The organism is Microbacterium hydrocarbonoxydans (assembly GCF_011752045.1).
Taxonomy (GTDB): domain Bacteria; phylum Actinomycetota; class Actinomycetes; order Actinomycetales; family Microbacteriaceae; genus Microbacterium.
In genome coordinates this window covers 145,871-158,814 of record NZ_JAAKXW010000005.1, presented here as the reverse complement: position 1 = coordinate 158,814, position 12,944 = coordinate 145,871, and the positions used below count along the sequence as shown (strand labels likewise).

11 protein-coding genes are annotated in these 12,944 nt (G+C 69.2%); 3 read left to right on the top strand and 8 right to left on the bottom strand.

Annotation, left to right across the window (positions count from 1 at the left end; translation table 11 throughout):
* Positions 1-3: 3 nt before the first annotated feature.
* The 5 genes from G6G98_RS14580 to G6G98_RS14560 all read right to left on the bottom strand — a co-directional run bounded on the left by G6G98_RS14580 (position 4) and on the right by G6G98_RS14560 (position 6,242).
* Positions 4-1,029, bottom strand: coding sequence for an MFS transporter (locus G6G98_RS14580; protein WP_164234396.1), 1,026 nt, complete (start codon positions 1,027-1,029; stop codon positions 4-6).
* Positions 1,030-1,151: 122 nt separating this feature from the next.
* Positions 1,152-1,304, bottom strand: a complete 153-nt coding sequence (locus G6G98_RS14575; RefSeq protein ID WP_166706132.1) for a hypothetical protein — start codon at positions 1,302-1,304, stop codon at positions 1,152-1,154.
* Between the two features lie 60 nt (positions 1,305-1,364).
* Positions 1,365-2,408 (bottom strand): PD40 domain-containing protein, encoded by a 1,044-nt coding sequence (locus G6G98_RS14570; RefSeq protein WP_084788366.1) that lies wholly within the window; start codon positions 2,406-2,408, stop codon positions 1,365-1,367.
* Positions 2,405-3,697, bottom strand: coding sequence for an MFS transporter (locus G6G98_RS14565; protein ID WP_164234395.1), 1,293 nt, complete (start codon positions 3,695-3,697; stop codon positions 2,405-2,407). Before G6G98_RS14565 ends, G6G98_RS14570 begins: the two co-directional genes overlap by 4 nt.
* Before the next feature lie 4 nt (positions 3,698-3,701).
* The gene (locus G6G98_RS14560; RefSeq protein ID WP_208321509.1) at positions 3,702-6,242 is read right to left on the bottom strand and encodes a chitosanase; all 2,541 of its coding nucleotides are present in this window, start codon (positions 6,240-6,242) and stop codon (positions 3,702-3,704) included.
* Between the two features lie 169 nt (positions 6,243-6,411).
* On the opposite strand from G6G98_RS14560, the gene G6G98_RS14555 reads away from it, so the two are divergent.
* Positions 6,412-7,623, top strand: coding sequence for an ROK family transcriptional regulator (locus tag G6G98_RS14555; RefSeq protein WP_208321508.1), 1,212 nt, complete (start codon positions 6,412-6,414; stop codon positions 7,621-7,623).
* A gap of 9 nt (positions 7,624-7,632) precedes the next feature.
* Here the strand turns inward: G6G98_RS14555 and G6G98_RS14550 are convergent, their stop codons facing one another.
* The 3 genes from G6G98_RS14550 to G6G98_RS14540 form a co-directional block, all read right to left on the bottom strand.
* A complete protein-coding gene (locus G6G98_RS14550) occupies positions 7,633-8,520 on the bottom strand; it encodes a sugar ABC transporter permease (RefSeq protein WP_067354253.1) in 888 nt (295 codons plus the stop codon).
* 1 nt (position 8,521) lies between these two features.
* Positions 8,522-10,126, bottom strand: a complete 1,605-nt coding sequence (locus G6G98_RS14545) for an ABC transporter permease subunit (protein WP_067354249.1) — start codon at positions 10,124-10,126, stop codon at positions 8,522-8,524.
* Positions 10,127-10,199: 73 nt separating this feature from the next.
* The gene (locus tag G6G98_RS14540; RefSeq protein ID WP_067354246.1) at positions 10,200-11,408 is read right to left on the bottom strand and encodes a sugar ABC transporter substrate-binding protein; all 1,209 of its coding nucleotides are present in this window, start codon (positions 11,406-11,408) and stop codon (positions 10,200-10,202) included.
* Positions 11,409-11,596: 188 nt separating this feature from the next.
* On the opposite strand from G6G98_RS14540, the gene G6G98_RS14535 reads away from it, so the two are divergent.
* Together G6G98_RS14535 and G6G98_RS14530 are read left to right on the top strand one after the other, a co-directional pair.
* On the top strand, positions 11,597-12,085 hold the full coding sequence (locus G6G98_RS14535; protein ID WP_067354243.1) for a YajQ family cyclic di-GMP-binding protein: 489 nt from the start codon (positions 11,597-11,599) through the stop codon (positions 12,083-12,085).
* Positions 12,086-12,314: 229 nt separating this feature from the next.
* On the top strand, positions 12,315-12,944 hold the full coding sequence (locus G6G98_RS14530) for a GntR family transcriptional regulator (protein ID WP_164234394.1): 630 nt from the start codon (positions 12,315-12,317) through the stop codon (positions 12,942-12,944).

Sequence of the window (12,944 nt, the reverse complement as noted above, 5' to 3'; positions counted from 1 at the left end):
TGACTACCTCGACAGCGTCGGGCCGGCCTCGAGGGTGCGCTCGTACTCACGCTGCGCCTCGGCGTTCAGCTCGGTCTTGCGGGCGCCGCTGCGGGAGACCCAGGCGCCGAACCAGATGGTCAGCTCACGGCCGAAGACGAAGGCCGCGATGGCCAGCGGGTGCAGCAGCACCGAGCCGACGAGCTCGGCCCCCTCGGAGGCGGTGAGCAGCCAGAACGGCGCCTCGAACAGCTGACCGAGGATGTAGCCGCCGAAGGCGATGACGCCGACGATGATGCCGAAGACGACCCAGAGTCCCCAGCGCCCGCGGTTGATGAACGCGCCGAGCAGCCAGAAGCCGAGGAAGAAGACGACGACGGGCGTCCAGAAGCCCCAGGTCGTCAGCGGCGCGAGGGCGGCCTCGGCGATGTTCTCGCCGGTGACCTCACCCGCGAGCGCTCCGAGTCCGAGGATCGCGCCGAGGAACAGGACCGCGAAGGCGAGGGTCGCCAGAAGTCCGATGCCGCCGGCCGTGCCGCGGTTGCCGCGCTCACGCGGCGGCTCGGGGGCCTGGACGAAGATCGGCTGCTGCACCGGGGCGACGATGGGCCCTGACGGCACCGGCTCGGACGGCACGATGCGGGTCTCGGCGTCAGCGTCGGCGGTCGCCGCGTAGGCGGCGCCGGCCATCGCCGACTCCTCGTGGGCCGCGGGCGCGTCGATGACGGACGTCGGCTCGTCGTCGGCATCCGCCATGGCGTTGAGCTCGGGGGTCGAGAACGTGCCGGGGTGCGCCTTCTCGGCCTCCTCGAAGGCGGCCAGGTCGGGGTCGACGTCGGCAGCGGCCGGGGCGGTGCTCGCCGCTGCCTCGGCGTCGGCGGCGGGAGCTTCGGCGTCTGCGGAGTCCGCATCCGTCACATCGGCGTCGGAGACCGGAGCGTCCGTGCCCGCGGCAGCCGCCGCCGCGGCGTCGAGGCCGGCGTTCGCACTGTCGACGACGTCATCGACGTCCTTCGGCCTCTCGGGCTGGGGAACCTCGGGGTCACTCATGGGGGTGCGCCTCTCGTCGGAAGTGTGCAGTGCGAGGGTACCGCCGGGCGGCGGCACCCGGCCGGAGGCGTGCCGACGTGTCGTCGACCCCGCTGACCGGGCCGGCGACGGTGTCGGGCACCTCAGGGAAGGAGGGCGCGCAGGCCGTCTCCGACGAACGATGCCATCGCAGGCATGATCGGGATCGCGAACCAGACCAGGCCGGCGATCACGCCGGCGCAGAGGATGCCGGCGATCCAGCTGATCGCCAGGTTCCGTCCCCCCATCCGTGCCATGAGTACACGGTACGACCGGACTCCGGCACTCCCCCGTCGCAACGCCGGACGCGTCTGCGCTCAGCCGCCCACCATCGCCGGAGAGGAGGCGTCCGGGGCGATCAGCCGCGGCTCGCCGCCGCCGTCTGCGGGAACGGACCAGACGTCGTCGCCGATCGCGTAGGCCAGGGTGCCGTCGTCGAGCCACGCCGCCTGGTCGTCGATGTTCCGATCCTCGGCGACCGGATGCTCCTGCATGGTGGCGAGGTCGAGCACGTGCAGCCGCCACGGGTCGTCGACGCCGCCGTTCACCCGCTTCTTGAAGGCCAGCCGGGTGCCGTCCGGCGACAGCGAGGGGCACTCGAGGTTCTCGCGCAGCGCATGCGCGGTCCACTTCTCCACGTCCCCCTCGACGAGGTACGTCCTCCCGCCGGTGGCGACGGTCGCGTAGAAGGTGTTGTCGTCCTCTGCGAAGGTGACGCCCCAGTAATTGACGTCGGGCCGGCGGATGCGCTCTCCGTCGATGTAGAGCTGGAGGTCCTCGATGCTGTCGACGAGGTAGCCGGTCTCCAGGTCGTACATCCCCGTGCGCGTCGAGAAGTTCGTCGACGCGTAGCTGTCCCCGGTGACGAACACCGTCCACGCGATCATGCGCCCGGAGGGCGACACCCGCGCCCTGGTGGGCACGCCGTCGAACTCGAAGCTCTGCAGCACCTGGAGGTCCCCGTCGAGGATCTCGGTCGTCGTCATCGGCTTGAGCCCGCCCTGCGGGCGCAGGCACACCGCCGTGCCGCCCGCCGCGTAGAAGCGGAAGCAGTCGAGGCCGGTGCCGGCTCGCGCCGGCACCGGCTCCCCCTCCCCGGTCTCGACGGCGCCGCCGTCCTGGACGACGACGTAGCCGTCGGCGTCGCGCAGGTACAGCCCGGGATCTCGCGCGGGGGCCGCATCACCGGACGCATGGGCGCTGTCCGAGACGCGCGAGCTCGCGTACACGGAGTAGCCGACGCCGACGGCGGCGAGCAGCACGGCGCCGACGCCGACGAGGAGCAGCCTCCGGCGGAGCGAAGCCGGTGCCGCCTCCTCACCGACGGCCTCGGCGACCGCCGCATCCTGATCGACGCTCATGCATCCCCCGCCTGCGCCGGAGCGGCCCCGGACTCCGGCCGGATCAGCACCGCGGCGACGGCGACGACGGCGAGCAGGAGCGCGGCAGCCACGGCGAACGCCGCGGTCACGCCCCAGAGGGTCCAGGCCGCCCCGAAGAGGACGGCGGCGAAGAGCCGGCCGGTGGCCTGTCCTGTCTGCAGCAGCGCCAGCCCGCCCGCGCGGCGCTCGCGGGGGATGCCGGGGCCGGCGAGCGCCATCAGCACCCCGTCCGTCGCGGCGTAGAAGACGCCGAGGAGCGCGAGCAGAAGCACGAGCAGCACGGGCCCCTCGAACGGCAGCAGCAGGGTCGAGTAGGCGCCCACCAGAGCGAGGTTTCCGAGCAGGAACGGCAGCCGCCGCCCGATCCGGTCGGCCAGGCGACCCATCGGCACCGCGAGAGCGAGGTAGACGAGGGCGCTGCCGAGCGGCAGGAGAGGGAAGAACGCGGCGTCCAGCTGCAGGCGCTCCTGCAGGCCGAGATAGAGGAACCCGTCGCCGACGGTGACGAGCCCGAGGATCGTGGCCGCGATCAGGAGCCGGCGGAAGCGCGGCTCAGCCAGGATCCCGAGGGTCTCGCGCAGCGTGGGCCGCGGAGCACCCGCCGGTGCCGTCTTGGCGCCGGGTACGAAGGCGATGAGGACGAGCACGCCCAGGGTCGCGACGCAGAAGCTGACCATGAACACGGCGTCGAAGGCATCCGTCATCATCCACAGCAGCGCGAACGCTGCCAGCGGCCCCAGGAGCGCGCCCGCCGTGTCCATCGCCCGGTGCACGCCGAACGCCCGTCCCTGGTGGGCGTCGTCCACGGAAAGCGAGATCAGCGCGTCGCGCGGGGCCGTGCGGATGCCCTTGCCGATGCGGTCGACGGCGAGTGTGGCCGAGAGCGCCGTCGTCGAGGCTCCGGAGAGCAGGAGGAACGGCTTGCAGACCGCGGAGAGGCCGTAGCCGATGCCCGCCACGAGCTTGTGCCGCGACCATCGGTCGGCGACGTGCCCGCCGAGAAGGCGGACGAAGGCGGTGACGCCGTTGTAGAGGCCGTCGAGGAAGCCGAAGGCCAGCGGCGACATGCCCAGGCCCACGACGAGGTACAGCGGGAGGACCGCCGTGACCATCTCCGAGGAGAGGTCGGTGAGGAGGCTGACGACTCCGAGGGCTATCGCGGTGCTGCCGACGCCGGCCGCCCGGCGGCCCACCCCCTTCGAATCCGAAGAGGCGTGGACCGCCGAGCCGCCCTCGTCCTGCCGCGTCTTGCTGCCGGCGAGGTACATGTCGTCAGTGGCAGGTGATCGTGCTGGTGTCGAGCACCGCGTTGTCGACCGAGACGAACTTCGTGGTCACCGCGCTGTCCGTGAAGTCCAGCTGGACGACGCCGTACTTGTCGGTGATCCGCTTGGCGCTGTTCGGCTTCACGTTACCCAGGCCGGTCTGGTTCACGCCGCCCAGGCCGCCGATGATCTCGACCGTGCCGGAAGCCGAGGCGGCGCCCGACGCGTTCTGCGGGTTGAAGCGCTCGTACAGGTGGTCGTGGCCGTTGAGCACCAGCTCGACGTTCGCATTCGCGAGCTTCTGCCAGACCGGCTTGGCGAGCGCGGCGTTGCCGTGATCGCCGGAGCTGTACGCGGGGTGGTGGTAGTACGCGACGACGCACTGCTTGGTGTTCGCGGCCAGATCGGCGGTGAGCCAGTCGATCTGCTCCTGCTCGTCGAAGCGGTTGGAGTTCAGGGCGATGAAGTGCCAGTTGCCGTAGTCGTAGCTGTACCACATCTTGCCCTGCGGGGTGGCGCGGGAGCCGAAGTACTGACGGTACGCCGCCTCGTCTCCGAAGCCGGTCTCCTCGTCGTAGTCGGTGTCGTACGACTCGTGGTTGCCGGGCACCGGGTTGGTCTTGTCCTTGAAGCGGCCCCAGGACTTGTCGTAGTTGTTCATGAAGTCCTCGATGTGGCCGTCGTCGTACGCCATGTCGCCCATGGTGATGTAGAACGCCGGGTCGATCGCGGCGGCACGGTCGGCCGTGGCGAAGTGCTGGCAGGTCGGGCTCGGCGAGGAGCATCCCTCGCCGGCGATGTCGCCGGCGCCGACCACCGTGAACGACGTGCCGGGGTTGGGGTTCCCCGTGCCTGCGGTGCCGTAGGCCTCCACCTCGAACAGCGAGTAGCCGTAAGCCGTGCCGCGGGCCGTGCCGTAGATCCGCAGGTAGCGTCCGCTGCCGTTCAGGCCTGTGAACTCGTCGGTGCCGCCGTTGCCGGCCGCCTCGGTGGCGAGCGTGGTCCAGCTGGTGCCGTCGGCGGACATCTCGACGCGGTACTTCGACGCGTACGCCGCCTCCCACTTGAGCACGACCTTCGACACCGTGGCGCCCGCGCCGAGGTCGACGCGGATCCACTGCGGGTCGACGCCCTCCACGCTCGCCCAGCGGCTGGTGGCACTGCCGTCGACGGCCTTACCGCCCTCGAAGCCCGCTGCCTCGACCGAGGAGGTCGCCGTCGGCTTGCCGCTGGAGATGAGCACGGCCGCCGGGGTCGTGGGGGTCGGGGTGGGCGTCGGGGTCGGGGTGGTCGTGGTGCCGGCCGTGCCGTACACCTCGAGCTCGAAGAGCGAGTATCCGTACGCGGTTCCCCGGGCGGTGCCGTAGACGCGCAGGTAGCGGCCGGTGCCGTTGAGGTTCGCGTGCTCGTCAGTGCCGCCGTTGCCCGCCGTCTCGGCTCTCAGCTGCGTCCAGGTGGTGCCGTCGTTCGAGGTCTCGATGCGGTACTTCGAGGCGTAGGCGGCCTCCCACTTGAGGACCACCTTGTCCACCTTGGAGCCCGCACCGAGGTCGACGCGGACCCACTGCGGGTCGACGCCCTCGGCGCTCGCCCAGCGGGTGGTGGCGTTGCCGTCGACAGCCTTGGCCGCCTCGAAGCCCGCACCCTCGACGGAGGATGCCATGACCGGCTTGTTCTTGGAGATCAGGGTGCCGGTCGTCGGGGTGCCGGGGTCCTCGTAGGAGATGTCGGCGGGCCACATCGGAGTGGGGTTGCTCGCGATCGAGAACGCCTCCCCGTACATGGTCCAGTTCAGCGGCGGGTCGAGGTTGAGGTTGCCGGCGTTGAGGAAGAGCCGCTGAGCGGTGTCGACGCGGCTGGTGTCGTCCCACTCCGGTCCGCCGTCCTTCATCACCTGGTGACGGACGTCCATCCACGCCTGCAGGTAGGCCGTCTCGCTGCCGCCGGCCGCCGGCGTCTTCGCCCTGGCGATGGTCTTCGCACGGATCTCGTCGAGGCCTGACTCCCCGTGCATCACGTTGGCGTCGAAGTAGGCGAACTGTCCGAGCGGACCCAGCCCGTCGGCGATGGCCTGGTCGACCGCGACGTTGAAGTACATCCGGTTCACGAGGTCGCGCTGCGCCTGCTGGAATCGCGGCTGGTTCAGGCCCTCCGCCGCCCAGTCCGCCATGAATGCCGGGCCGAGGGGGGCGACGTCGTCCGTGCCGTTCACCTGACGCAGTTCGTCGATCCACTTGGCGAGGTTGTTGTTCGGCACCTTGCTCGTGTAGTACTCGACGAGCTCGAGCATGTCGCCGGTGCCCGACGTGAAGCCGACGATGCCGGCCGTGTATCCCCGGTGATCGGGGATCTCCTCGATGTAGTCGTACTCGTCGTACCAGGTGAGGTCCGAGTTCTCCGCCGAGATCATGATCTCCATGGCGATCTCGCGCTTGATGGGGTCGCGAAGGGTGACGGGAGCGGCCTGGGCGTTGGACGCCACGATCCCGGTGAGGGGTATCAGGATCGCGGCGGCCAGCAGGCCGAGCAGGGGTCGACGTTGACGCATGGTTCCTCCGATGGGGGTCGGTTGAGAAGTTAGGAAACCTTCTTTACGAAGAGTTATACCCTGAGTCGGATGCGGAACGCAATGGCGGGCCGGACACTTCTCGTCGCGTTCACCTGGCCGTTAGTGTCGGTAGCATCCGGATAACCCGATACCGACTCCCGAGGACACCGTGCCCACTCCCCCGACCGGAACCAGCGTCGTCCGCGCCATCAACGCGCGTGCCGCCCTGCGCCTGCTGCTCGACCTCGGCCCCCTGAGCCGACCCGAGATCGCCGCCCGGCTCGGCGTCTCGAAGCCGACGGCATCCCACCTCCTCGCCCAGCTCCGCGACAGCGGCCTGGTGAAGAGCGACGGCAGCCGCGACGGCACTGTCGGGCGCGCGGCCGAGCTCTTCAGCGTGAACGAGAAGGCCGCGTACACGGCGGCGATGAACGTGACCCCGGAGCGCATCACGACCGCGGTCGTCGACCTGACCGGGGCACGGGTCGGGACCTTCGAGCTCACCACCCCCGACGGCGATCCGTCCGATCCGGCCGAGCAGGTGCTGGCGGCGCTCCGCGGCGCGTGCGGGCCCGCCGGCATCCGTCCGTCCGACCTGCGCCTCGTCGTCATCGGCATCCAGGGCGCCATCGATCCCACCTCCGACCGCCTGCGGTTCGCCTCGCACCTGCCCGGCTGGCAGCGTTCCGGACTCACCGCCCTGCTGCAGGAGCGCGTCGGCGCCCCCGTCTCGATCGAGAACGACGTCAATCTCGTCGCCATCGCCGAGCGGTCGCACGGCGTCGCCACCGAGAACGACAGCTTCGCCGTCCTCTGGGTGTCGGACGGCATCGGCATGGGCCTGATGCTCGGCGGACGGATCCACCGCGGCCTCACCGGCGGCGCGGGCGAGATCTCGGATCTGCCGCTGCCGGGAGCCCCGACCGCCCGTGACACGAACGAGTTCGGCGCCAGCGGCATGCAGGCCCTCGCGGGAGCCCCCGCGCTGGGCCGGATCCTCGACGCCAACGGCTTCGCCGCGGACACCCCGGCGGCCGCGATGCGGGCTGCGATCGCCGACGGCGGCGACCGCTCCTCGGCCGCCCTCGACGAGATCGCGAGCCGGCTCGCCCTCGGCCTCTCGGCCGTGGTCGCCATCATCGACCCGGAGCTCATCATCCTCGCCGGAGACTTCGCCCTCGCCGGAGGCGAGCGTCTGCGCAGTCTCGTGCAGCATCACCTGCACGCGGCCGTCGTGGCGCGGCCGCCCGTGCTGCTCTCCGCGCTCGAGGAGGACCCGGTGCTGGGCGGGGCCCTGCGCCTCACGGTGGAGCGGGTGCAGGACGAGGTGCTGAGCACCGTCAGCGGCGGTCAGTCCAAGCCGTCCGGCGACGAGGACTGACCGGCCGCATCAGCCCTTCGTGGCGCCGGCGGTCAGGCCCCCGACGATGTACTTCTGCAGGAACAGGAACAGGATCATCACCGGCACGGCGGCCATCACGGCGCCCGCGGAGAAGGCCGACCAGTCCGCGTAGCGCGGGTTGGCGACGAGCTTGGTGAGTCCGACGACCAGCGTCTGCTTCTCGACGTCGACGAGCATCACGCTGGCGATCACGTACTCGTTCACGGTGCCGATGAACGACAGCAGCGCGACCACCGCGAGGATCGGCGCCACCAGCGGCAGGATCATCGTGAAGAAGATCCGCGCGTGGCCGGCGCCGTCGATGCGCGCCGCCTCGTCGAGCTCCATCGGCAGGGTGTTGAAGAAGCCGTACATCAGGTAGGTGTTCACGCCGAGCGCGCCGCCGAGGTAGACCAGGATCAGGCCGGTGTGCGTGTTCAGCCCGATCGCGGGGAACCAGTCGCCGAGCGTCGACATGAGCAGGAAGATCGCGACGACCGCGAGCAGCTGCGGGAACATCTGCACGACCACGATGGTCACCAGCCCCACCCGGCGGCCGGTGAAGCGCATCCGCGAGAAGGCGTAGGCGGCCAGCGCGCCGATGAACACCGTCGAGGCGCCGGTGACCACGGCGATGATCAGGGTGTTCAGGAACCACATGCCGTATGGAGCCTGCGGGTCGGTCAGGATGCGGACGTAGCTGTCGAAGCCGATCGCGGAGAACAGCTGGTTCGAGCCGGTGAGCGTGCCCTTCGGGTTCAGCGACGCGGAGAGCACGTACAGCAGCGGGAACAGCGCGAAGGCGCTGACGACGACGGCGACGACGTGTCGCCAGCCGGTGTCGGCGAACCAGGCGCCGAACGACCGCCTGCGCGGGGCGAGGATGTCGGTGCTCATGTCAGTTCAGCTCCTCGAGTGCCTTGGTCTTGCGGAAGCTGATGATCGAGATCGTCGCCACCACGATGAAGATCAGGATGGTGAAGGCGGAGGCCAGTCCGTAGTCGCGGTTCTGACCGGTGAACGCCACCTTGTAGACCATCGAGATCAGGATGTCGGTGTGACCGACGGGGATGCTCACGTCCTCGAAGCGGGGTCCGCCGTTGGTGAGCATGTAGATCAGGTTGAAGTTGTTGAAGTTGAACGCGAAGGACGAGATCAGCAGCGGAGCGACCGTCACCAGCAGCAGCGGGAGCTTGATCTGCCGGAAGATCTGCCACGGGTTCGCCCCGTCCATCACCGCGGCCTCGTTCACCTCGCCCGGGATGCCCTGCAGGGCCCCCATGCAGACGAGGAACATGTAGGGGAAGCCGAGCCACAGGTTCACCAGCAGCACCGAGACCTTCGCCAGCGTCGGGTCGGTGAGCCACGGGATCTCGGCGCCGCCGAAGAGCACCTGGTTGATGAAGCCGAAGCTCTCGTTCATCATTCCGGCCCAGACGAGGGCCGAGAGGAAGGCGGGGAACGCGTACGGGAGGATCAGGATGATCCGGTAGCCGTTGCGGAACCGCATCCGGGTGTTGTTGAAGACCAGGGCGAGCAGCAGGCCGAGGAAGAAGGTGGAGGCCACCGAGATCAGCGCGAAGACGAACGTCCAGATGGTGACCGAGATCAGCGGACCGCGGATGGACTCGTCGGTGACGGCGCGGACGAAGTTGTCGAACCCGACCGTGGTCTGCCAGCCCGGCAGCAGCTCGGAGCCGTCCTCCGCGGTGAAGGCGCCGGCGCCGGTGTCGGCGTAGACCGTGCCGGAGTCGGTGTCGGTGATGGTGTCGGCATCCGCGTCGTACTCGAGCGTGGAGACGTAGAGGTAGCCCTTCTGGCCGTCGGGGGCGCGCAGGCTGCCGTCGTTGGGATCCTCGCTGAACGGGACCGAGAGCTTCTCGAGCTCCGCGGAGAGGGTGAAGACCTTCGCGAGCGGGAGGGTGGTCCAGCCTTCGACGGAGACGGCCTGGCCGCCCTCGAACTCGGCGTCGACCTCCTGCAGCGGCTGCTCGGCGGTGCCGAGCAGGGCGTCGCCGGACTCGGGGTCGGTGACCAGCAGGCCGTAGGTGCCGAACTGCTCGACCACGGTGACCGGGTACGTGGCGGAGTCCTCCACGCGCTCCTGGGCGGCGGCGAGGAGCGAAGAGATCGCCTGGTCCTTGGTGCCGTTGTGCCCGGTGCCGTAGTTCGTGAAGCCGATGTACCCGGTGTAGAGCAGCGTGAACACCTGGAAGATCACCAGGAAGATGATGCCGGGGGTGAGGTACTTCGCCGGCACGAGCCTGCGGGAGAAGTAGATCCAGTTCACCAGTGCGGTGACCACGACCACGAGGCCGAGCACCAGCCACTCCTGGTGGGTGAACAGGACGAACGCCGCGTACACCGCGAGGGCGTCGACGATCGCCAGCAGCAGGATCTTCAGCAGCGCCCATCCGGTCCTGTCGGATGCCGCCTCGGCGATCTTCGCCGCCTGGCGCTGGCGCTTGGTGGGAGGAGCCGTGGGCTCAGCGGAATCAGTCATCTCGTCCCCGTCGTGGATCTGCCGGGGCGGACGGAGTCGTCCGCCCCGGCAGAAGTGGTGCTGGAGGGTGTCGTTACTCGATCGCGGCCGTCACGTCGTCGACGAGCTTCTGCCACGTCGTCGCCGGGTCCGAGCCGTTGATGATCGCGGCCTCGGCCACGCCCCAGAACTGCCACACGGAGCCCATCGCGGGGATCGCGGGCATCGGAACGGCGTCGGCGCCGACGGCCTGGAAGCCGGCGATGATCGGGTCGGATGCTGCGGTGTCGGCGGCGGCCTTCAGCGCGGGGAGGATGTTGCCCGCCTCGAACAGCTCGAGCTGGACCTCTTCGGTGCCGATGTAGTTCACCAGGAAGTCGTTCGCGGCGACCTTGTTCTTGGACTCGGCGCTGACGAAGAAGCCCTTGACGCCGGCGAACGGCGAGGCCGTCTCAGCGGTGGGGCTGGGCACCGGGTCGATGGCCACGTTGATGCCGGCGTCGACGGCCGCGCCGACGTTCCACGGGCCGGTCAGCCAGAAGGCGGCGGTGCCGTCGAGGAACTGCTGCTTGGCGATCTCGCCGTCGATGTCGGTGTTCAGCGTGCCCGCTGCGCCCTGCGCCGCCAGCCAGTCGGCGAAGGCGAAGCCGCCCTCGCTGCCGAGCTGGAGATCGGCGGGGTCGTAGCTGCCGGAGGCGTCGGTGCCGAAGACCGGGGCTCCGAAGGCGGTCTGGAACGGGTACAGGTGGTAGGGGTTGCCCTCTGCGCCCTGCTCGACGACGAAGGCTCCCTTGGAGATCATGTCGTCGAAGCTCGTGGGCGCCTCGGCGACGAGGTCGGCGTTGCGGAGCACGGCGATGTTCTCGACGGCGTACGGAAGCATGTAGACGGTGCCGTCGTAGGTCGCGGCCTGGAGGGCCACGTCCAGATAGTCGGATGCCGCGTCGCCGAGCTCGAGCGGAGCGACGACGCCGTTCGTGGACAGCTCGCCCAGCCAGTCGTGCGCGCCCATGACCACGTCGGGGCCCTTGCCGGTCGGGACCTGCTGGATGAAGTCGTCCTTCATCGTCCCGACGTCCTTGCCGACGAGCTCGACCTCGACGCCGGTCTTCTCCTTGTAGGAGTCGGCCGCGCCCTGGAGCGCGTCGACGCGCTCGGCGTCGACCCAGACGGTCAGCGTGCTCGAGCCTTCGCCCTCGGACGAGTCTCCGCCAGTGGTCCCGCCCGCGCAGCCGGCGAGCGACAGGGTCGAAACGATGGCGATGGCGCCTGCGGCGACGATGCCCCTCTTGTTCACCTTCATTGGTGTGTGCCTCTCTGAGTGCTTGGTGGCCTGCAGAACTGCAAGCGCTTACAGTATGCACCCAGCGGAGACTGATTCGCAATGAAAATCGGGGCCGATATCAACCTGTGATGGTGCGAACGGCCCGCCCTGTGCGTGAAAACGCTTCCAAACTCATGAGGAAACACACGTGTCGGTAGAATTCCCCCATGGCTGACAGTTCCTTTGACATCGTCTCGAAAGTGGATCACCAGGAGGCCCAGAACGCCCTGAACCAGGCCCACAAGGAGATCGAGCAGCGCTACGACTTCAAGGGCACCGGCGCCTCGATCGCCTGGAGCGGCGAGCAGGTGCTGATCACCGCGAACTCGGAGGAGCGCGCCAAGGCCGTGCTCGACGTCTTCCAGTCCAAGCTCATCAAGCGCGGCATCTCGCTGAAGAGCCTGGAATCCGGCGAGCCCTTCGCCAGCGGCAAGGAGTTCCGCATCGTCTCGAGCCTCAAGAACGGCATCTCCTCGGAGAACGCGAAGAAGATCGGCAAGATCATCCGCGACGAGGGCCCCAAGGGCGTGAAGAGCCAGATCCAGGGCGACGAGCTGCGCGTGCAGTCCAAGAGCCGCGACGACCTGCAGGCCGTCATCGCGCTGCTGAAGGGGTCCGACCTCGACATCGACCTCCAGTTCATCAACTACCGCTGACGCTCACGGGCCGTACGAGGAAGGGCGGATGCTGCGGCATCCGCCCTTCCTGCGTTCCCCGCGCATATCGACCGGCATGTTGGCATTCCGTCCGAGTTCATGATGTAGTTAGGCGATCCGGGCATGTCATGGGGCCGCCCGGGAACCGGTCAGGTCATGGGGGCTGACCGGGGTGCGGACTCGTCTTCGGACGATCCGCCGCAATGGGAATGCGACTGGGGGCAGTCCAATGCTGAACGAGCAGTCTGGCGTCGGCGGAAGCAAGCAGCTTCTCGCCGACGCGGTATTCCAGCACATCGGCGCGCAGATCGTCGACGGCGTGCTGGCACCGGGGCACCGCATCCGCGACGTCGATGTCGCCGAGGAGCTGCACGTCTCCCGCACGCCGGTGCGCGAGGCCCTGCAGCGCCTGGAGCGTCTCGGCCTGGTGACGATGTACCCGAGCCGCTACACCGAGGTCACCGAGGTGACTCCGGAGGTGGTCGAGCAGTCCCTCGAGTTCGCCGGTTATCAGGCCGGCAACGCGTGCCGGATGGGGCTGCCGCGATTGTCCGAGCAGGAGCGCGTGGAACTGGCGGCGCTCGTCGAGCAGATGTACGACTCGCTCGACGACTACACCCTCACCTCGAACACCAGATGGGCGGTGTTCTCCTACCTGAGCGATCGCAGCGGCAACGCCCAGCACCGCACCGTGGTGAACGAGGCGGGCATGGCGCTGTTCCGCAACCTGCGCGGCTGGCGGGTGCCTGCTGAGGACAGAGAGCGGATGCTGCAGGTGTATCGCGACTTCCACGATGCGGTCCTGCACGGCGACGGCGAGGAGGCCGAGCGTCTCGCCAGGGCGATGCACTACGTCTGA

Bases quoted from the DNA above. Each gene is read 5' to 3' on its own strand.
- G6G98_RS14580 (WP_164234396.1), bottom strand. From the start codon at position 1,029: ATGAGTGACCCCGAGGTTCCCCAGCCCGAGAGGCCGAAGGACGTCGAT.
- G6G98_RS14575 (WP_166706132.1), bottom strand. From the start codon at position 1,304: ATGGCACGGATGGGGGGACGGAACCTGGCGATCAGCTGGATCGCCGGC.
- G6G98_RS14570 (WP_084788366.1), bottom strand. From the start codon at position 2,408: ATGAGCGTCGATCAGGATGCGGCGGTCGCCGAGGCCGTCGGTGAGGAG.
- G6G98_RS14565 (WP_164234395.1), bottom strand. From the start codon at position 3,697: ATGTACCTCGCCGGCAGCAAGACGCGGCAGGACGAGGGCGGCTCGGCG.
- G6G98_RS14560 (WP_208321509.1), bottom strand. From the start codon at position 6,242: ATGCGTCAACGTCGACCCCTGCTCGGCCTGCTGGCCGCCGCGATCCTG.
- G6G98_RS14550 (WP_067354253.1), bottom strand. From the start codon at position 8,520: ATGAGCACCGACATCCTCGCCCCGCGCAGGCGGTCGTTCGGCGCCTGG.
- G6G98_RS14545 (WP_067354249.1), bottom strand. From the start codon at position 10,126: ATGACTGATTCCGCTGAGCCCACGGCTCCTCCCACCAAGCGCCAGCGC.
- G6G98_RS14540 (WP_067354246.1), bottom strand. From the start codon at position 11,408: ATGAAGGTGAACAAGAGGGGCATCGTCGCCGCAGGCGCCATCGCCATC.
- G6G98_RS14535 (WP_067354243.1), top strand. From the start codon at position 11,597: ATGGCTGACAGTTCCTTTGACATCGTCTCGAAAGTGGATCACCAGGAG.
- G6G98_RS14530 (WP_164234394.1), top strand. From the start codon at position 12,315: ATGCTGAACGAGCAGTCTGGCGTCGGCGGAAGCAAGCAGCTTCTCGCC.